The sequence below is a fragment of the Roseateles sp. P5_E4 genome (assembly GCF_054049255.1).
This window is the reverse complement of record NZ_JBFUMS010000007.1, coordinates 319,946-339,310: the sequence shown is the minus strand read 5'-3', so window position 1 is coordinate 339,310 and position 19,365 is coordinate 319,946. Positions and strand designations below refer to the sequence as shown.

The following is a 19,365-nucleotide window of genomic DNA, read 5'->3' as shown; positions in this document are numbered from 1 at the left end:
ATGCCGTGGGCGGCGCCTTGCGCCGCCGTGGGCAAAGCCATGCCCATTCAACACGATCCCTCGGAGAAATCCATGTCCCGCAAGAACAAATCGAACAAGTCGAAGACGCAGGCGCTGCTACCCCTGGGCGCGCTGGCCGCCGGCTTCGGCCTGGCCACGGCCACCCTGGCCCAGACCGCGCCCACACAGAAAGCGCCCGCCAAGGAAGAAAGCGTGCTGCCCACCGTGCGCGCCAAGGCCACTGCCGAGCCGCAAGGCAAGGACGGCTACCAGGCCACCGAGACGCGCATCGGCAAGGGCAAGCAGGACATCCGCGACATCCCGCAGTCCCTGACCATCGTCACCGAGAAGCTCATCGACGACCGCAACCTCGACAACGTCAAGGAAGTGCTGAAGAACACCGCCGGCATCACCTTCCAGGCGGCCGAAGGCGGCGAGGAAGACATCAAGATCCACGGCATCTCGCTGCAGAGCACCGGTGACATCTTCATCGACGGCATGCGCGACCCGGCCTTCTACGACCGCGACACCTTCTTCCTCGACAAGGTCGAGCTGCTGCGCGGCTCCGGTGCGCTGATGTTCGGCCGCGGCTCCAGCGGCGGCGCGGTCAACCAGGTCACCAAGCAGGCTGTGCTGGCCGACCAGAACGAGATCAACGTCGGCGCCTACAGCCACGGCGGCCTGCGCGTCACCGGCGACTTCAACAAGCGCAGCGGCGAGACGACGGCCTGGCGCATCGGCACCATGGTCAACCGCGCCGACAACGACGGCTCGGGCAACATGATCAACAAGGCCGGGCTGGCCGGCTCGGTGCGCACGGGCATTGGCGAAGACGACGAGTTCGCCCTCACGCTGTACGCCCTGGACAACAACAACGGCATGAACTACGGCATGCCGTGGATCAAGCCCACGCCCACCGCTCCGAGCAGCGCCACGACGCTGCTGCCGCTGGCACCGACCGCCTACTTCGGGCTGGCCAGCGACCGCAACAAGGGCACGGCCAACTACGTGATGGGCTCGCACACGCACCGCTTCAGCCCCAACGTCGAGCTGGTCACCAAGGCCCGCTATGCGTCCTACACGCGTGACCAGCGCGCCGGCACGGTACGCTTCGCAGCTGCAGCCCTGCAGCCGGGCGGCATTGCCGCGTCACTGGCGACCTTCGGCCCCAACACCGTGCTGGCTCGCGGCACCCAGCTGAAGATCCAGGATCTGCAGACCATCACCGTGCAGAGCGACCTGAGCGCCAGGTTCAAGGCCGCCGGCATGGAGCACCATGTCATGACCGGCGTGGACTTCGCCCAGGAGAAGAAGCAGGTCTACAACGACAGCCCCGGCTTGACGGCAGCTCAGCGTGCGGCCTTCTACGCGGCGCTGGGCCTCACCAAGCCCAGCACGCTGGCCGGCACGCCCGACGATGGTGCCGGCATCGACGAGTCGCGCCGCCAGCCTCTGAAGGCGAGCGAGTACACCTCCCGCTCTGCCGGCGCCTACGTGCAGGACATGGTGTCACTCACGCCGCACTGGAAGCTGCTCGCCGGCCTGCGCTACGACAAGCTCAAGGGCGACTACGACAACTTCAACTACAGCTACAACGCCACCGGCACGCCGGGCTACGACAAGATCGTCCGCTCGACGACCGACAGCTACCAGATGAACGTGTCGGAGTGGAGCAAGCGCGCCGCCGTGCTGTTCCAGCCGAATGCCCAGCTGTCCTTCCACCTGATGGGCGCGACGTCCTTCAACACCTCGGGCGACACCTACTCGCTGAGCGCCACCAACGCCAACATCCCGCCCGAGAAGTCGGTGAACATCGAGCTGGGCGGCCAGTACGACAGCGCCGACGGCAGGCTGACGACGCGTTTCGGCATCTTCCGCGCCACCAAGCTGCACGAGCGCAATACCGACCCGCTGAGCAATCTGGTCGTGCTGTCCGGCAAGCGCCACGCCCAGGGCATCGACGTCGACATCACCGGCCGCATCACGCCGGAATGGGAAGTCTTCGGCACCTTCACCTGGATGCCGACGGCCATCATCGACATCGGTGCCGAAGGCGCGGAAGGCGAGGGCACGCGCCCGTCGCTGACGCCGCGCTACTCCGGCAGCTTGTGGACGACCTACAAGATCACGCCGCAATGGCGCGTTGGCGGCGGCTTCAACGCTCGCAGCGGCCAGCAGCCCAACCGCAACCCCGGCTTCTACGCGCCCAAGTTCATCATCGGCAACCTGATGGCCGAATACACCGTCATCGAAGACGAGCTGCTGTTCCGCCTCAACGTCGACAATGTGACCAACAAGCGCTACGCCGACACCCTCTACACGGGCCACTACATCCCGGGCAAGGGCCGCGTCGTCGCGCTGACGGGCACCTACAAGTTCTAACCTCCTCCCAAAAGGCCCGCGCCACGCCATGCTGCTGAAGATCCCCCAGATCCTCGACGCTGCCGGCGTGGCCCGGGCCCGCGAACTGCTGGCCATCGCTCCGTGGGCCGATGGCCGCAGCACTGCCGGCCGCCAGGCCGCGCAGGTCAAGAACAACGAGCAGCTGCAGCCCCTGAGCGAGAAAGATCGCGGACAGCACCGCGAGCTGCAGGCGCTGGTACTGCAGGCACTGGAAAAGCACCCGCTGTTCTTCTCCGCCACGCTCCCGAAGCGCGTGCTGCCGCCCCTGTTCAACCGATACGCCGGGGCGAGCAACGCCTACGGCAGCCATGTCGACCAGGCCGTGCGCTATCTGCCAGGTGGCGCGCAGCGCGTGCGCACCGACATCTCCTGCACCCTTTTCCTCAGCGAGGTCACCGACTACGACGGTGGTGAGCTCGTCATCGCCGACACCTTCGGCGAGCAGCGCGTCAAGCTCGCCGCCGGCGACCTCGTCGTCTATCCCGGCAGCAGCGTGCACCGCGTCGAACCCGTCACGCGCGGCGAGCGGCTGGCCAGCTTTTTCTGGATCGAGAGCATGGTGCGCTCGGACGATCAGCGCCGCCTGCTTTACGAGATGGACATGAGCCTGATGAAGCTGCGCGGTGAACTGGGCGAGACGGACGAGCTGGTGCAGCTGACCGGCACTTATCACAACCTCTTACGCATGTGGGCGGACACGTGACAGCGCCCCGCATCGAATCGCTGCCGGATGGCCTGGCCAATCTGGCCGACTTCGAAGCGCCCGCCCAGACCCGCGTCGATGCCAAGGCCTGGGCCTATCTGAACGGCGGTGCCGCGGACGAGATCACGCTGCGCGCCAACCGCGCGGCCTGGGACGCCATCAAGCTGCAGCCCCGCGTGCTGCGCGACCTCAGCAACGGCCACACGCGCGTGACGCTGCTCGGCCGCGAGCTGCGCCACCCCATCCTGCTCGCGCCCATCGCCTACCAGCGCCTTTTTCATGCCGACGGCGAGCTGGCCATCGCCCATGCCGCCGCCGCCCAGCAGGCCGGCCTCATCCTCAGCGCCCAGGCCAGCGTGACGATGGAAGATGTCGCCGCACCGATGCTGGCCGACCCGAGTGCCGGCCCGCTGTGGTTCCAGCTCTACTGGCGTGACGACCGCGACTTCATGCGTGCGCTGCTCCAGCGCATCGAAGCCACCGGCTACCAGGCCCTGGTGCTCACCGTTGATGCACCCGTGCACGGCGCGCGCGACCGTGAGCGCCGCATCGGCTTCAAGCTGCCCGATGACATCCGCGCGGTGAACCTCGGCGGCGTCAAGAAGCCGCTGAACCTGCAGCCCGGCCAGAGCGCGCTGTTCGACGGCCTGATGCCGCGCGCCGCCACCTGGGCCGAGATCGACTGGCTGCGCGCCGAGAGCCGGCTGCCGCTGCTGCTCAAGGGCGTCACGCACACCGACGATGCGCGTGAAGCCCTGGCCCGCGGCGTGACCGGCTTCATCGTCTCCAACCACGGCGGCCGCACGCTGGACACGCTGCCGCCCACCGCCGAACTGCTACCACCGCTGCGGGCCGCCCTCGGGCCCGACGTGCCGCTGCTCGTCGACGGCGGCATCCGCCGCGGCACCGATGTGCTCAAGGCCATGGCCCTGGGTGCCAACGCCGTGCTGCTCGGCCGCCCCTACGTTCATGCCCTCGCCGCCAGCGGTGCGCTGGGCGTGGCGCATGCGCTGCGCCTGCTGCGCGACGAACTCGAGATCGCCATGGCGCTCTCCGGCTGCAAGACTCTCGCCGACGCCGGCCCGGCGCTGCTCTGGCCAGGCAACTCCCGTTGAAAGGCTCACCATGAAATTCCTCGCCTCCCTTCTCCTCGCTTTCACCGCCTCCGCCGCCTTCGCTCACGGCAACGTCTCCTGCCCCGCCGTGCCCAAGGAAGAGAAGAAGCCGCAGATGGAACTCCAGAAAAAACTCGAAGGCGAAGGCTGGAAGGTCCGCAAGGTCCAGAACTACAACGGCTGCTACGAGGTTTACGGCTTCGATGGCGCCGGCAAGAAGGCCGAGGCCTTCTTCAATCCAAAGACCTTCGAGCGCGTCTATCCGGAAGGCGAGCAGCCCGCCGAGAAGAAGTAGATCAGCATGCGCGTGCGCGTCTGGGACGGCCTTGTGCGCCTGCTGCACTGGACGCTGGCGGCCGCCGTCGCGACCGCGTGGATCAGCGGGCACTGGCCGCCCAGCCACTTCGACGCCTGGCACCACACTGCCGGCTATGTCGCGGGCGCGGCCGTGATGCTGCGGCTGGTCTGGGGCTTCGTTGGCCATGGCTACGCGCGCCTCGCCCAGTTCGTGCGCCGGCCGCGCACGGTGCTGGCCTATGCCCGCGCGATGCGCGCCGGGCGCGAGCGGCGCTACGTCGGCCATAACCCACTGGGTGGATGGATGGTGCTGGCGCTGTGGTCCACGGCCGCCTTGCTGACGCTCAGTGGCTGGCTCTACACGACCGACTGGCTGTGGGGCTACGAATGGCTGTCGGACCTGCACGCGATGCTCGCCTGGCTCGTCGCGACCCTCGTGATCGGCCATCTCGGCGGCGTCCTTTTGACGAGTTGGCGGCATCGCGAGAACCTCGTCAGCGCCATGTTCAGCGGCATGAAGCGCGCGCCCGGCAGCGACGACATCGCCTGACTGCAAGGCCCGTGAAGGCCCAAGTGATGCGGCCTAGCGACAAGCAGGGCCTCAAAGGCCCGATTTCATGGGCCTTTGCGGGTCATCCCCTCTATGAAAGCCTTCTCTTCCCCTAGGGAGCGCAGTACCATCGCCGCCGCAGGGTGCTAGAGAGTATTGAAGGCTTACGCGGCCTTCACCCGGACCCGGCACATCAACAACCTTTGATGGAGTGAATCGACATGGCAACTGCGAAGAAGGCCGCGCCCGCGAAGAAGGCGGCGGCACCGGCTAAGAAGGCCGCACCGGCGAAGAAGGCAGCAGCGCCCGCAAAGGCGCCTGCAGCAAAGAAGGCAGCTCCGGCCAAAAAAGCCGCGGCACCTGCGAAGAAGGCAGCTCCGGCCAAAAAAGCCGCAGCACCCGCCAAGAAGCGCACGCCCAACGCCGCCTTCATGAAGGCCCTCACCCCCAGCGCCGCTCTTGCGGCCATCGTCGGCGCAGCTCCCCTGCCGCGCACCGATGTGACCAAGAAGGTCTGGGAATACATCAAGAAGAACAAGCTGCAGGATGAGCTGCAGAAGCGTGTCATCAACGCCGACGCCAAGCTGAAGGAAATCTTCGGCAAGGCCAAGGCCGACATGTTCGAGATGACCAAGCTGATCAACAGCCACCTGAAGTGAAGCGGCGCCGCGCAAGCGGCCTCGTCAACACAAGCCCGGTCCTGCCGGGCTTTTTTTCGTCCATATCAGCCGACCGTGGCACAGCGGGTTCACTGCTATTACAGCGGCGGGCCGACCCTAGCCCAGCAGCTTGTGCAAGCCGGCCTGAAGGATCGGCACGTCGATGGGTTTGAGCCAGTAGTCGTCGAAGCCCGCCGCGCGGGCGGCGCGTACGAGGGCACCCGGGTTGTCGGCCGAGAGCGCAACCCAGCGCGCGCTCAAAGCTGCGGCCAGGCTGGCGTCCGCGGCCACGCGTTCGCGCAACTCCAGGCCGGTCATGTCGGGCAGGTTCATGTCGACCAACACCAGCGCCGGCTGGCATTCGGCCAGGGCCGCCAGGGCCTCGGCGCCTGTCTCGACCATGCGCAGCTCCCAGCCCTGCAGCAGCCGGAACACCTCCTCCATCAGGATCAGGTGGATGCGGTCGTCTTCGACGTAAAGCACCAGCGGCGCGGCGCGATCGGGCATGGAGGGTTCGGGGGGACTGCGGGAGGCGGTCGGCACGATAGCAGCAATGGCGGGCCGGACCAGCAAGCGATGACGGGCAATCGTTTTCAGCCTTTTGCGTGATTTATCTCACCCGATGGCCACCCCCTCTTTGCGGGTCTTCAACGCGGATAAACCCTAGCCTTCCCTAATACTAGGGACATGCGCCCTGGTTCGGGCGCTTCCCTTTTGCGGGCCTTCCGATGTCCTTGATCGCCACCCTCGCCCTCGCCGTTTCCGCCGGCTCCACGCTGCCCCAGTGCAGTTGGGACCGCCCCGGCGCCAATCCATTCATGGGCGACGTGGTCGCGGCCGTCGATCGCTACCAGGACATCCCCACCGCGACGCGCGAGAAGCTCAAGGCCCGCATGAAGGCGCGCAGCTATGACGACATTGCCGTCATCGGGCGCGATGCCATCACAGGCAAGGCGAGCTACGCACCCGAGATTCGCGACATGCATTTCGGCCCCGGCGCCGTCTGCCGCACGGTGACGCGCAGCAAGTGGACGGCGACGACGCAGGAGCGCGGCCTCGTCTATTGCGAGGACGGCCAGTGCATCCTGGTACCCACCGTCTGCCGCAACGTCAGCCGCATCCGCCGCCTGGACAAGCCCAGCGCCGTGGCACCGGCCCACGCCAGCAACGTCGCCTCGTCGACTCGTGAGGGCGAAGAAACCGCGCCACTGGAATTCGAGGCCCCGGGCGCCGGCCCCGCAGCCGCAGCGCCGGACAGCTTTGCCACCGCATCCGGCGTGTCAGCGCTGTCGAGTTCGCCCGCTCAGGGCGGCAGCCTGCTGGCTGGCGGCGGCGCCAGCGGCCCTGCCAACGCCGGCGGTGGTGGGGCTCCCGGCCTCGTCAACCTCGGCATGCCCGCCCTGCCGCCCGGCACGATTCGCCCGGCCGACGGCCCCATTGATCTGCCCCACACGCCGGCCGTGCCCGAACCCGGCACCTGGGCCATGATTGCCCTGGGCCTGCTCGTCATCATCTTCCGCGCGAGGCAGCGCAGGCGCTGAAGCCCCTCGTCCGGCCTCGCCCTTGCTGAACGCGGGCGAGTCCAGCCGGTCCCCCGAGGGGACGGCGATGCTTGCCGGGTCGACCGGCAAGCACATCGCCATTTCGGGCCGGCTTGGGAGCGGCCCGGCGCTCGGCCCGCAGGTGCGGCTCGTCAGCGCCGGAGCAAGGGCGCCAGATAGCGCCCCGTGTGGCTGGCCTCACAGGCCGCCACGTCCTCCGGCGTGCCCGCCACCAGCAGCGTGCCGCCGCCGGCGCCGCCTTCCGGCCCCATGTCGATGAGCCAGTCGGCCGTCTTGATGACGTCCAGGTTGTGCTCGATGACGACGATGGTGTTGCCCGCGTCGCGCAGCTGGTGCAGCACCTTCATCAGCAGCGCGATGTCGGCGAAGTGCAGGCCGGTGGTCGGCTCGTCCAGGATGTAGAGAGTGCGCCCCGTGTCGCGCTTGGAGAGCTCCAGCGCCAGCTTGACGCGCTGGGCCTCGCCACCGGACAGCGTCGTCGCACTCTGGCCCAGCTTCACATAGCCCAGGCCCACGTCCAGCAGCGTCTGCAGCTTGCGCGCCAGCGCCGGCACGGCGTTGAACAGCTCGTAGGCGTCCTCCACCGTCATGTTCAGCACCTGGGTGATGTTCTTGCCCTTGTAGAGCACCTCCAGCGTCTCGCGGTTGTAGCGCCGGCCCTGGCAGACGTCGCAGGGCACGTACACATCCGGCAGGAAGTGCATCTCCACCTTCAGCACGCCGTCGCCCTGGCAGGCCTCGCAGCGGCCGCCGGCCACGTTGAAGCTGAAGCGCCCCGGGCCGTAGCCGCGTTCGCGCGCGGTGTTCATCTCGGCGAACAGCTCGCGGATGGGCGTGAACAGGCCGGTGTAGGTGGCGGGGTTGGAGCGCGGCGTGCGGCCGATGGGTGACTGGTCGACGTTGATGACCTTGTCAAAGGCGTCCAGGCCCTCGATCTCGTCATAGGGCGCCGGGTCGGCGTGGCTGCTGTAGAGCTTCTTGGCGACGGCCGTGTAGAGCGTGTCGTTGACCAGCGTGCTCTTGCCGGAGCCCGACACACCGGTCACACAGGTGAACAGGCCCACCGGGATCTCGACCGTCACGCCCTTGAGGTTGTTGCCGCGCGCATTGACGATGCGCAACCGGGACTCCTGCACGGGCTTGTGCCGCTCGGCGGGCACCTCGATGCGTGCCACGCCGCTGAGGTACTGGCCCGTCAAGGAATTCGGGTTGGCCGCCACCTGATCAGGCGTGCCCTGGGCCATGACCTGGCCGCCATGCACGCCGGCGCCGGGGCCGAGGTCCAACACCCAGTCGGCGGCGCGGATGGCGTCCTCGTCGTGCTCCACCACCAGCACCGAATTGCCCAGGTCGCGCAGCCGCCGCAGCGTCGCGATCAACCGGTCGTTGTCGCGCTGGTGCAGGCCGATGCTGGGCTCGTCCAGCACATACATGACGCCGGTGAGGCCCGAGCCGATCTGGCTGGCCAGGCGGATGCGCTGGGCCTCGCCGCCGGACAGCGTCTCGGCGCTGCGGTCCAGGCTCAGGTAGTTCAGGCCGACGTCGTTGAGGAAACGCAGCCGCGACGCGATCTCGCGAATGACCTTGTCGCCGATCTCGGCCTTGTTGCCCTTGAGCTTGAGCGTCTCGAAATAGTCCAGGCACTCGCGCAGCGTCGAATGCTCGACCTCGAAGATTGGCCGGCCCTTCACGCCCGTCGGCGCATCGGCTGGCTGCAGCACGACATGCCGTGCTTCACGGCGCAGCCGCGAACCCTCGCAGGCCGTGCAGGGCTTGGCAGCCATGTAGCGCGCCAGATCCTCGCGCACGGCGGCTGAATCGGTCTCCTTGTAGCGCCGCTGCAGGTTGGGCAGGATGCCCTCGAAGGGATGCTGGCGCTTGACCGAGCGCTTCTTGCCCGCGGCCGTCTCGGCCTGGTAGACGAAGCTGATGTCTTCGGTACCCGAGCCGCGCAGCAGCACCTCCTGGGCAGTGGCCGGCAGGCTGTCCCACGGCGCCTCGACGTCGAACTTGTAGTGGGCCGCCACCGACTCCAGCAGCGAGAAGGTGTAGGGGTTGCGCCGGTCCCAGCCCTTCACCGCGCCACTGGCCAGCGACAGCGTCGGGAAGGCGACGACCCGGTCGGCGTCGAAGACGGTGACCTGGCCCAGGCCCTCGCAGCTCGGGCAGGCGCCCACCGGCGAGTTGAAAGAGAACAGCCGCGGCTCCAGCTCCGGCAGCGAATAGGAACAAACCGGGCAGGCGAACTTGCTGGAGAACAGTGTCGTCTGCTCGCTGTCCATGTTCATCACCAGGGCCCGCCCGTCGGCCAGGCGCAGCGCCGCCTCGAAGCTCTCGGCCAGGCGCTGGCGCAGGCTGTCCGCCGAGTCATGGCGCAGCTTGATGCGGTCGATGACGACGTCGATGTCGTGCTTCTCGGCCTTCTTCAGCGCCGGAATGTCGGGGGCCTCCACCGTGGCGCCGTCGACGCGAAAGCGCACATAACCCTGGGCCTGCAGGTCGGCGAACAGCTCGACGAACTCGCCCTTGCGGTCGCGCACCACCGGCGCCAGCAGCATCAGCTTGGCCTCGTCCGGCATGGCCAGCACGGCGTCCACCATCTGGCTGACAGACTGGGCCTCCAGCGGCAGGTCGTGGTCGGGGCAGAAGGGCGTGCCGGCGCGGGCATAGAGCAGGCGCAGATAGTCGTGGATCTCAGTGACCGTGCCGACGGTCGAGCGCGGGTTGTGCGACGTTGCCTTCTGTTCGATGGAGATCGCGGGGGACAGGCCCTCGATGATGTCCACGTCGGGCTTGTCCATGAGCTGCAGGAACTGGCGCGCATAGCTGGACAGGCTCTCGACATAACGCCGCTGGCCCTCGGCATACAGGGTGTCGAAGGCGAGCGACGACTTGCCCGACCCGGACAGCCCCGTGATGACCACCAGCGCATGGCGCGGCAGGTCGACGTCGATGTTCTTCAGGTTGTGCGTGCGCGCACCGCGCACGCGGATGAATCGGGATTCAGGAGGCGCGGGCAAATCCGGGAGGGCCATGGCAGTTTTCACAAGCGAACCGGACATGATAGGCCGCCACAATCTGGCGCGTCCAAACCACGCTACCGCACATGAAGTACCGCCTCGCCGCTGCCCTGCTTGCAGCCGCCACCGCGCTGGGTGCCAGCACGGGCGTCAGTGCCGCAGAGCCGCCGCCCGCCGCCGCCTTCTTCAAACGCGCGGCGGTGCGCGCGCCCAAGCTCAGCCCCAGCGGCCGCTTTCTCGCTATCCAGGCGGCGGGCAAGGGTGACCGCATCTGGCTGGCCGTGCTGGACCTGCAGACCATGCAGCCGCCCAAATTCATCGCCGGCTTCAATGACGCTGACATCTCGACCCACCACTGGATCAGCGAGGACAGGCTGGTGTTCGACGTGTCCGACTCTCCGGACGGCACCACGCGCGTCAACGGCCAGGGCCTGTGGGCGGTCGACCGGGAAGGCGCCAACCTCCGCCAGCTGATCAAGACCGACAAGCCCTTCGTCACCACGGCGACGCTGATCAACGATCGGCGGCTGGACTTCAACTGGGTGCTGCACAGCGTGCCGCCGGGGCTGGACGGCGGCGAGGTCATCGTCCTGCGCCGGCCTTGGTCGAACGAACGCGAGGCCACGGGCGTGCAACTGGCGCGGCTGGACACCCGCACCGGGCTCACGCGCACGCTCAGCGCGGGCATGCCCGACCACACCAGGAATTGGCTGCTCGACTGGCGCGGCGAACCCCGCGTCATCGACACCCAGCACCAGGGCCGCAGCCAGCTGTTCAGCCGCGACGATGCGGGCCGCTGGCAGCCCTGGTACGACGACGACCCCCACGCGCGCAAGCACCCGTGGCCGATCTGGGCCGGGCCGGACGGCCTGATGCTGGGCGAACGCGGCTACGGCGGCTATGACGCCGTCTTCCGCGTCGACCCCAAGACCGGCAACGCGGACGGGGAACCGCTGATCTCCACGCCCGGCTACGACTTCGAAGGCCGACTCATCACCGAGCCCGGTACGGGCCGGCTGCTGGGCGTGCGCTTTGAAACCGACGCGCCCGGCACCGTGTGGCTGGACAAGACGATGAAGGCCGCCCAAGCCGACATCGACGCTCGCCTGCCTGGCAGCGTCAACCTGATCGAATGCCTGCGCTGCGTGCAAGCCAGCCACTTCATCGTCACCTCGCTGTCCGACGTGCGCCCGCCGCTGTACTACCTGTACGAGACGGCCGAGAAGCAGCTGCAGTCGCTGGCCGGCACCCGCACCGACCTGCCGGCCGCCGCCATGGGACAGCGCGACTACCACCGTATCAAGGCCCGCGACGGCCTGGAGCTGCCGGTGCTGGTCACGCAGCCGGCCGGCGGCGTCAAGGGCGCCACGCCTACCGTCGTGCTGGTGCATGGCGGGCCTTATGTCCGCGGCACCCACTGGTCATGGTCACCCTATGCCCAGTTCCTCGCCAGCCGCGGCTACCTCGTGCTGGAACCGGAATTCCGCGGCAGCACCGGCTACGGCTTCAAGCACTTCAAGGCCGGCTGGAGGCAATGGGGCCTGGCCATGCAGGACGACCTCGCCGACACCCTGGCCTGGGCCGTGAAACAGGGCTGGGCCGACCCCAAGCGCGCCTGCATCATGGGCGCCAGCTATGGCGGCTACGCCGCCATGATGGCCGCCGTCACGCAGCAGGACCTGTTCAAGTGCGCCGTCAACTGGGTGGGCGTGACCGACATCGGCCTGCTGAGCAGCATCAGCTGGAGCGACATGTCCGACGAGTGGAAGGATTACGGCATGAAGCGCCTCGTGGCCGACCCGGACAGCGACGCCGAGCAGATGCGCAAGACCTCGCCGCTGGCGCGCGCCAGCGAGATCCGCATGCCGCTGCTGATGGCCTACGGCGGCGAGGACCGGCGCGTGCCGCTGAAGCACGGCACCGAGATGAAGGCCGCGCTTCGCGCCGACCAGCCGCTCGAATGGGTGGTCTACCCCGACGAAGGCCACGGCTGGTTCAACCTGAAGACCAACGAAGACTTCTGGGGGCGCGTCGAGCGCTTCCTGGCCAAGAACCTGGCGGCGAAGAACTAGCGGTTTGTCGCGGCCGCATGCAGCTCGCGGCCCGCGTCTGGCGATTCATCGCAGCGCCATGGCGGCGCCCGTGTCCAGTGACGAAACTGCTTCCATCGACACAGCAAACCCGCTGAACGAAACCCCAAGGAAGCATCATGAAAGCCACCGTCCTGATCCAAGCCGCCGCCGTCGCCGCCTTCGTGTTCACCGCCTTCGCCGCCAGCGCCGCCCCCCAAGAAGTCACCAAGCTGCCCCGCGTCGTCATCACCGGCAAGGCCACGCAGGAAGTCGCCCAACTGCCGCGCGTCGTCATCACCGGCTACGCCGTGCGTGAAGTCGCCCAGCTGCCGCGCGTGACCATCACCGGACACCGCGTCTGAGTCCCACATGAGGATTCAAATGACCCAGGAACACCGAGCCGAGTCGCCGGCGCAGCAGGCCGGCGGCCCAGGCTGTGCCGACGACTCGGCTTGGCGTGAAAAAATCACGCGTCTGTGAAAGACAATCCAGGCTTCTGATTGGAGCCTGCTTGTGAAAGAAGAGCTGCGCAAACGCCGGTCCTGGCTGGATGGCTTCATGGCTTATCCAGCACCGGCCGGCCTGAGCGAAACCGCACTGCGCGAGAACATCATCCTGCTCGACCAGGCGCTCTACACGCTGTGGGGCCTGGGCGACAACCTGATCTACGCCTGGACACCCGAGCCGCGCGGCCTGCGCGTGCTGGTCGCGCCGCACCAGATGCTGACCGAGTACACGCTGGGTGACGGCACCTCGCCGCTGACCGAGGTGACGCGGCGCACGCGGCTGCTGGACAACCTGCTGTCCAACCAGGAGCACCTCGAAAAGCAGGCCTTCGACAGCGTGGCCGCCGCGCTGAGTGTGGTGCCCAAGCTCATCGAGCTGCCCTTCAACCCCGAGCGGGGCCTGGGCCTGCCGCTGATCGCGGCCATCGCGGCGCGCTACGGCATCCGCCTCGTCGAGGACCGGGCCGTCATCCTGTTCGACGCGGTCGGCTTCTCGCTGCTGACGCCGCTGCAGCAGGTGGTGCAACTCAACAGCCTGTCCTGCTCGGTCAACGCGGCCTACGCCAAGTTGCTGGACCGCGAGATCAACATCAACTTCGCCCGCACGACGACCGGCGACGGTTTCTACATCTGGAACCGCATGCGTGGCGTCGAGGCCAATGTTGAGCTGTACCAGCTGATGCAGTTCATCCTCGCCGACAACGCCCTGGCGCTCGAGCGCGCGACGCGCCCCGAGTCGGTGCCCAAGCTGCGCGCGTGCTTCCACGTCGGCTCGCACTACGAGTTCTATCAATCCGAAGGCCTCAACCCCACGTCCTTCAGCTATTTGGTCGGCCAGGTCACGATCGAGCTCGCCCGCATGATCGAGCGCGCCGAACCGGGCCAGATCCTGGTCGGCAAGTTCAACACGCTGATGCACGACGAGGTCAACGGCGAGGACGTGCACATCGACAGCCTGGACTTCGTCGAGCGCACGCGGGCGCCGCTGCGCAGCCTCAATGGCCTGAAGCTCGCCGGCTCCGAGGTCGACGAGATCGCCTGCTACCTGACCGGCCGGCGCGACTCGACCGGGCTTTGGGGCATCAGCGAATACCACATGGCCGACAAGCACGGCTTGATCCACCGCGTCTACAACGCCAAGATCAACATCCATCGCCGCAACGGCGAGCCCATCTACCTCGGCCTGCGCGAGGAAGACCTGCCTCCCGACGCGCCGCGCACCGTGGCGGACACCGATTTCGTGCCGCTGCAAGGTTGACGACGGTCAGCAGGCGACAAGAGCTAGAGCAGAGCCCCCAGAACGGCCTGTTCATGCGGTCAGCCCCGAAGCGCAACGGCTAGGATGACCAGCGCCGTGACCGAGTCCTCCGCGCCCTTCGCTGCCCCCCCTGCGCCTGTCGGCCAGCGCCGACTGCTAACCCTGCTGTTCGCCGACCTCAGCGGCTCCACCGCCATGGCCGAGTGGATGGAGGCCGAGCACTATGCGGCCATGCTCGGGGGCTTGCGCGCGCTGTACGAGCGCATCGTGCCCCACCACGGCGGCGTCATCGCCCGCATCCAGGGCGACGGCATGCTGGCCGTCTTCGGCCACCCCGACGTGCGCGAGGACGATGGCCGCCGCGCCACCGAGGCCGCGCTGGAATTGCACGCCGCCGTGCGCGAGCTGCTGCCGCCCGGCCCCCGCCCCGCCGACTTCCCCGGCCTGGCCCTGCACAGCGGCATCCACGCCGGCATCGTCCTCGTCAACGACGGCGACCAGATGCGTGGCCGCTTCGAGCTGCTCGGCAACGCACCCAATATCGCGGCCCGCCTGTCCGAGGCCGCCAAGCGTGACGAGATCATCGCCAGCGAGGAGAGCCTGGGCCTGCAGAGCCAGTTCTTCGACACCGGCCCGCGCTTCTCGCTGCAGCTGAGGGGCCGCGCGACGCCGCTGGCCGCCTACCGTGTGTTCGGCCGCGCGCCGGTGGGCCGGCGCTTCGAGGCCAGCATGCGCCGCGGCCTCGCCCCCTTCGTCGGCCGCGGTGGCGAGCTGGCAACCCTGGAGGCCACGCTCGCTCGCGCGCTGCAGGGCGGCACGCTGTGGCTGGGAATCCGCGCCGGCGCGGGTGTCGGCAAGACCCGGCTCACCGAGGAATTCCTGCGCCACGCCCAGGACCAGGCCGTCCAGATCCACCGCGGCTATTGCGAGAGCTACCTCAGCGCCGAGCCGCTGCAGCCCTTTTTGCAGATGCTGCGCGCCATGGACATGCATGACGGCGGCCTGCACGACGCACCGCCCGAACTCTTCGCCGCCCAGCACAGTCAGCCCGGCCAGCGTGCCGACGCCCTGCTGACCCTGCTGCTCGCGTTGGCGCGGCGCATGCCCCAGCTCGTCTTCATCGACGACCTGCAATGGGCCGACGACGCCTCACTGCGCCTGCTGCATCGGCTGCGCGCCGCTGCCGATCGTGAGCGCCTGCCGCTGCTGCTGCTGACCGCCAGCCGGCCGCAGCCCGCCTTGCCGGGAGCCAACGACGGCGATGCCGACCTCATCGAGTTGCCGCCGCTGACCGAGACCGAGGCCGCTCGCGCCGTGCAGCAGCTGCTGCCGCAGATCGACCCCTTCATCGCCGCCGAGGTGCAGCGCCACGCCGGCGGCAATCCCCTCTTCATCGAGGAGCTCTGCCACGCCGCGGCCGACACGGGTGAAGGCCTGGTCGCCGGGCCGAGCAGCTCGGCCTGGCTGGCCGCCCTCGTCGAATCCCGCGTCGGCCGCCTGCCGCCCGAGCAGGCGCAGCTGGTGCGCGTAGCGGCCGTCATTGGCAATGTCATCCCGTCCTGGCTGCTGCAGGCGTTGTCCGGCTGCGGGGAGCAGCACCCTGCCGTGCAGGCTTTGGCGGCCCAGGACTTCATCTTCCCGGACCAACGCCCCGGTCATCTGCGCTTCAAGCACGGCATCACGCGCGACGTCGTCTACGAGGCCACCGGCCTGCACCAACGCCAGGCCCTGCACCGGCGCATCAGCGTCGAACTGGCAGAACACGGTGGCCAGGACCTGCACGAACAGCTGGCCTATCACGACGCCGCCGCCAACGACTGGCCGGCCGCCGCCCACCACGCCGAAGCCGCCGGTGACCAGGCCCTGGCCGCCTCGGCACTGGACCGGGCCAAGAAGCAGTTCCGCGCCGCCCTGGCCGCGCTGGAGTTCCTTCCCGACGATGCGGAGCGCCGGCGCCGCTGGGTTGGCATCGCCCAGCGCCTGGGCATGGCCTGCGTCTTCGACGCCTCCCAGGACGACCTGCGCGTGCTCCGCCATGCCGCCACCCTGGCCAAGGCCGAAGCCGAGCCCGGCCTCATCGCCCGCACCGAATACTGGCTTTCCTATGTCGGCTACGCCCTGGGCGAGACGCGCGACAGCCTGCGCCATGCGCGCGCCGCCGTCGAGACGGCCCAGGACTGCGGCGACCATGCGCTGCTCGCCCAGCTGCCCGGCACCGTGGGCCAACTGCAGGCCGCCGCGGCCGACTACGCCAACGCCCTGCCCATGCTGGACCTGGCCATCGCCCGCCAGCGGGCGCGCGCCCGCAAGAGCGCGGTCAACCAGATCGGCCTGTCCTTCTCGCTGTGCTGCCGTGCCTATGTGCTGGCCGACCAGGGCCATTTCGACCAGGCCCACGAGATCTTTGCCGAGGCCCTGACGCCCTTCGATGGCAGCGGCCATGCGGTCGAAGCCAGCATCCAGGGCTGGCGCGCCGCCGTGCTGCTGTGGCAGGGCCGCTGGGCCGAGGCGCGCGAGGCCGCCCTCGTTGCCCACCGCGTCGGCGCCCAGGTGCGCAGCATGTTCACCTGCGCCATGGGCCACGCGGCCGGCGCGTATGGCGCCTGGATGCAGGAGGCCGACCCGACCGCGCGCCAGCACATCCTGGACGCCACCGCCTGGCTGGCGCCGCGCGGCGGCGGCCTGTACAGCAGCTTCCAGCACGGCTGGCTGGCCGACATCCTGGCCACCCAGGGCGACGCCGGCGCGGCCCGCCACCACGTCGCGCTGGCCCTCAAGCGCGGCCGCCAGCATGACTGGATTGGCGGCGCCATGGCCTACCGCGCCGCCGCCCGGCTGGCAGCGCGCATGGGGGACAGCGAGCGCGCCAAACGCTATCTCGGCCTGGCCCGCGGCGCTGGCGAGCAGCGCAACTCGGCGCATGAAGCCGCCGTCACGGCGCTGCTGGAAGCCGAACTGCGGCTGGACGACCGCTGGCAGGCCGCACGGGACCGCGCCGGGCGGGAGTTCGAGCGCCTGGGCATGACGGGCTTCCTGGAGCGGGCCCTGCAGCTCTGAGCGCCGCAAAGTCGCACTCATCGGCTACGTGAAACCACGTATCCATAAAAACAGAACGCTGTTTCATAGTTGCTTCGCGATGCGCGGCGATGCCGCACCGACCTGACGTCGCCGCGCCCCAGCGCGCGGATCGACCGGTAGTGACCTGACGTCGGCACCGGTTTTCTTCTCCCTTGCCCCGACAGCCTTCGTGGCGGCCGCTCCTCGGCCCCGACGACGGCCCGCTGCGCGCATCCGGACGGAAACCGCGCGCCCACACAACGACCGGAGACAAACAAACCATGATCACGAAGAAGCTCACACCCCCGCCCCTGCCCGTCATCCGCACCGCCGGCACGGCCCTGTCGCTGCTGCTGGCCGCCTCGGCCGCCCACGCGGTGGACTGGCCCTCGGGCTATTCCAAATGCGCCGACGAAGGCGAGACCTGCAAGGTCGGCACCAGCACGCGTGCCGTGTCCTATGGCATCAAGGACAAATGGGTCATCAAGAACCTCAGCGGCAACATCGCCTGCACGACGGCCACCTTCGGCTCCGACCCCAACCCCGGCATCACAAAGAAATGCGCCATCGGCCCGGTGGCGTCGCCGGCGCCAACGCCTGCGCCGACACCTGCTCCAACCCCCGCACCGACACCGGCGCCTACACCTGCTCCCACGCCGGCCCCTTCACCCGCTCCGACGCCCGCACCCGCCCCGGCCGGCGCCAGCGGCGGCTATGCCGGCACCGTGACGGGAGGTGGAACCAAGACGGCGGTGACGGTCAGCACCGCCGCGGCCATGCAGGCCGCCCTCAACGCCTATGACGGCAGCTCCGGCCTGGTGCTGCGCTACACCGGCACGTTCGACTTCGGCACCATCCCCGACGCCTGCGCCCAATGGCAAAAGCCCGCCGGCGCCATCGTCGAAATCAAGAACAAGAACAACGTGACCATCGAAGGCGCCAACGGCTCGGCGGCCAACTTCGGCCTGGCCATCAAGGCCGCGGCGCAGAACATCATCATCCGGAACATGACCATCGGCCTGCTGCCCGGCTCCATCGACGCCATCGGCATCGAAGGCCAGAGCGGCGGCATCCCGGGCTACATCTGGATCGACCACAACACCCTGTTCAGCAGCCTGAAGGAATGCAGCGGCGCCGGCGACCTGGAGTTCGACGGCCTCGTCGACAACAAGGCCGGCGCCCATCACATCACCTATTCGTACAACTACATCCACGACCACCACAAGGTCGGCCTGATCGGCTCCAGCGACAGCGACGCCAGCGACCGCTTCATCACCTTCCACCACAACTACTACAAGGATGTGGGCTCGCGCCTGCCGCTGCAGCGCGCCGGCTATACCCATCTGTACAACAACCTGTACAGCGGCCTGCTGACCTCGGGCGCCAACATCCGCATGGGCGGCTACTCGCTGATCGAGGGCAACTGGTTCGAGAACTCGCAGAACCCGGTGACCTCGCGCGACAGTCCGTCCATCGGCTACTGGCAGCTGCGCGGCAACAACATCACGAGTCCTTCCGACTTCGCGACCTATGGCATCACCTGGGTGGCCAGCGGCTCGTCACCGTCGCGGGATGCGACGGACTGGGCCAGCACCGCCACCTTCCCGCTCGGCATTCCCTACGGCTACACGCTGCAGGCGCCGTCGTGCGTGAAGCAGAAGCTGCCGGCGGCGGCGGGGGCGGGGACGGGGTTGGCGAAGGTCAGCTGCTGATGGGTTAAATCGCTGGCGCCCGCGTTTCGCTGGCGCCAGCCCACAGTTCAACAGAATGCTAGATTGCGCGACGGGTCGCCGAACCGCTCGCTCACCGGTCGCGAAAACCTAGCCTGACTTCTCGTAGGCAATCACGCTGGATTGATGGAGCCCTTGTGCGATCGTCGGGTCGAGCTTCTCGTTTGCGAAATGCTCGAGTTGTACTTCGATCCCTGTGAGCGATTGCAACTCCGCCTTCCAGCCTTCGGTTTCAAACATCCAGGTGGCTATTCCACCGCTTTCATCGCTGCCCTCGAACTCGTTTGGGTCAAGCTCAATAGCAACATCAAGATCGCTATCCGCTCGGTTATCACCACGCACACGGCTACCAAAAAGGTGGACTCGCTTGATCAGCGGCTTCTGGCTGGCCCAGGCGCCAACGATAAGCAGCAACGCATCCAGCGTCGTCAAT

The 19,365-nt window shown here is 68.2% G+C and carries 15 protein-coding genes; 12 read left to right on the top strand and 3 right to left on the bottom strand.

All coding sequences use genetic code 11. From position 1 onward, the window contains the following. The first annotated feature begins 72 nt into the window (after nt 1-72). From ACXJLH_RS16160 to ACXJLH_RS16135, 6 genes are all read left to right on the top strand, one after another. Nucleotides 73-2,382: a TonB-dependent receptor gene (locus ACXJLH_RS16160; protein WP_457445214.1), complete on the top strand. Its 2,310-nt coding sequence runs from the start codon at nt 73-75 to the stop codon at nt 2,380-2,382. Nucleotides 2,383-2,410: 28 nt separating this feature from the next. Then, nucleotides 2,411-3,106 carry a Fe2+-dependent dioxygenase gene (locus ACXJLH_RS16155; RefSeq protein WP_457445212.1) on the top strand — a complete coding sequence of 232 codons (696 nt, stop codon included), beginning with the start codon at nt 2,411-2,413 and terminating at the stop codon, nt 3,104-3,106. Then, a complete protein-coding gene (locus ACXJLH_RS16150) occupies nt 3,103-4,221 on the top strand; it encodes an alpha-hydroxy acid oxidase (protein ID WP_457445210.1) in 1,119 nt (372 codons plus the stop codon). The genes ACXJLH_RS16155 and ACXJLH_RS16150 overlap by 4 nt, the downstream gene beginning before the upstream one ends. A 10-nt stretch (nt 4,222-4,231) precedes the next feature. Beyond that, complete coding sequence (locus ACXJLH_RS16145; protein ID WP_056191418.1) at nt 4,232-4,516, top strand: PepSY domain-containing protein; 285 nt, start codon at nt 4,232-4,234, stop codon at nt 4,514-4,516. A 6-nt stretch (nt 4,517-4,522) separates the two neighbouring features. Continuing rightward, a complete protein-coding gene (locus ACXJLH_RS16140; RefSeq protein ID WP_457445208.1) occupies nt 4,523-5,068 on the top strand; it encodes a cytochrome b/b6 domain-containing protein in 546 nt (181 codons plus the stop codon). Nucleotides 5,069-5,289: 221 nt separating this feature from the next. Beyond that, the gene (locus ACXJLH_RS16135) at nt 5,290-5,727 is read left to right on the top strand and encodes an SWIB/MDM2 domain-containing protein (RefSeq protein ID WP_056191416.1); all 438 of its coding nucleotides are present in this window, start codon (nt 5,290-5,292) and stop codon (nt 5,725-5,727) included. A gap of 117 nt (nt 5,728-5,844) precedes the next feature. Here ACXJLH_RS16135 and ACXJLH_RS16130 read toward each other — a convergent pair whose 3' ends face one another. Then, complete coding sequence (locus ACXJLH_RS16130) at nt 5,845-6,234, bottom strand: response regulator (protein ID WP_056191414.1); 390 nt, start codon at nt 6,232-6,234, stop codon at nt 5,845-5,847. Between the two features lie 221 nt (nt 6,235-6,455). Here ACXJLH_RS16130 and ACXJLH_RS16125 point away from each other — a divergent pair, with 221 nt between their 5' ends. Beyond that, entirely contained in the window at nt 6,456-7,268 is an 813-nt protein-coding gene (locus tag ACXJLH_RS16125; protein WP_056191411.1) for an MHFG family PEP-CTERM protein, read from the top strand. Between the two features lie 152 nt (nt 7,269-7,420). Here the strand turns inward: ACXJLH_RS16125 and uvrA are convergent, their stop codons facing one another. Then, nucleotides 7,421-10,324 carry an excinuclease ABC subunit UvrA gene (gene uvrA / locus ACXJLH_RS16120; RefSeq protein WP_457445206.1) on the bottom strand — a complete coding sequence of 968 codons (2,904 nt, stop codon included), beginning with the start codon at nt 10,322-10,324 and terminating at the stop codon, nt 7,421-7,423. Between the two features lie 71 nt (nt 10,325-10,395). Here uvrA and ACXJLH_RS16115 point away from each other — a divergent pair, with 71 nt between their 5' ends. The 5 genes from ACXJLH_RS16115 (at nt 10,396) to ACXJLH_RS16095 (ending at nt 18,914) form a co-directional block, all read left to right on the top strand. After that, a complete protein-coding gene (locus tag ACXJLH_RS16115; protein ID WP_457445204.1) occupies nt 10,396-12,381 on the top strand; it encodes an alpha/beta hydrolase family protein in 1,986 nt (661 codons plus the stop codon). Nucleotides 12,382-12,518: 137 nt separating this feature from the next. Then, a complete protein-coding gene (locus ACXJLH_RS16110) occupies nt 12,519-12,743 on the top strand; it encodes a hypothetical protein (protein ID WP_056191405.1) in 225 nt (74 codons plus the stop codon). Nucleotides 12,744-12,939: 196 nt separating this feature from the next. Then, nucleotides 12,940-14,145: a hypothetical protein gene (locus ACXJLH_RS16105; protein ID WP_457445203.1), complete on the top strand. Its 1,206-nt coding sequence runs from the start codon at nt 12,940-12,942 to the stop codon at nt 14,143-14,145. 96 nt (nt 14,146-14,241) lie between these two features. Then, nucleotides 14,242-17,202 carry an ATP-binding protein gene (locus tag ACXJLH_RS16100; protein ID WP_457445201.1) on the top strand — a complete coding sequence of 987 codons (2,961 nt, stop codon included), beginning with the start codon at nt 14,242-14,244 and terminating at the stop codon, nt 17,200-17,202. A 281-nt stretch (nt 17,203-17,483) separates the two neighbouring features. After that, nucleotides 17,484-18,914, top strand: coding sequence for a pectate lyase family protein (locus ACXJLH_RS16095; protein WP_457445199.1), 1,431 nt, complete (start codon nt 17,484-17,486; stop codon nt 18,912-18,914). 108 nt (nt 18,915-19,022) lie between these two features. Here the strand turns inward: ACXJLH_RS16095 and ACXJLH_RS16090 are convergent, their stop codons facing one another. Continuing rightward, complete coding sequence (locus ACXJLH_RS16090; protein ID WP_457445197.1) at nt 19,023-19,364, bottom strand: nucleotidyltransferase family protein; 342 nt, start codon at nt 19,362-19,364, stop codon at nt 19,023-19,025. Nucleotide 19,365: the final 1 nt, after the last annotated feature.